Annotated in this window: 1 protein-coding gene; it reads right to left on the reverse strand. The window is 74.2% G+C overall.

Annotated elements, in window-relative coordinates; genetic code table 11:
- On the reverse strand, window positions 1–644 hold a 644-nt coding region (locus tag MKK52_RS08700), incomplete at both ends, for a methyl-accepting chemotaxis protein (protein WP_243953410.1).

Genomic DNA, 644 nt, shown 5'->3' on the forward strand with positions numbered 1-644 from the left:
TGCTCCACCGCCGCCGCGATCGAGGTCGCCGTGGCGCTGATGTCGCGGATCCGCTGGGTGATGCCGCCGATGGCCGCCACCGCCTGGCCCGTCGAGCCCTGGATCCGGCTGATCTGCGCGGCGATCTCCTGCGTCGCCCGCCCCGTCTGGCTCGCGAGTTCCTTCACCTCGGCGGCCACCACGGCGAAGCCCTTGCCGGCCTCGCCGGCCCGCGCCGCCTCGATGGTCGCGTTCAGGGCGAGCAGGTTCGTCTGGCCCGCAATGGAGGAGATCAGCCCCACCACGTCGCCGATGCGCTCCACGGCGGCGCTGAGGTCCTGCACCAGAGCCCCCGTTTGGTCGGCCGCGATCACCGCCTCCCGCGCGATGCTGGCGGACCCGTCCACCTGCCGTCCGATCTCCTGGACCGACGAGCCCAGTTCCTCGGCCGCCGCCGCGACCGTGGCGACGTTGCTGCCGGCCTCCTCGGCGGCGGCCGCGACGGCCGTCGATTGGGCGGCGGTCTCGGCGGCGGTGCCGCTCATGGTGCCGGCCGTGGCCTGCAGCTCAGTGGCCGAGGACGAGACCATCCCGATGATCCCGCCCACCGCCGCCTCGAAGCCGTCGGCCATCTGCCGCATGCCGGCCTTGCGCTGCTCCTCGGC

It is taken from the genome of Methylobacterium sp. J-067, from assembly GCF_022829465.1.
In the GTDB taxonomy this organism is placed as follows: Bacteria; Pseudomonadota; Alphaproteobacteria; order Rhizobiales; family Beijerinckiaceae; genus Methylobacterium; species Methylobacterium litchii.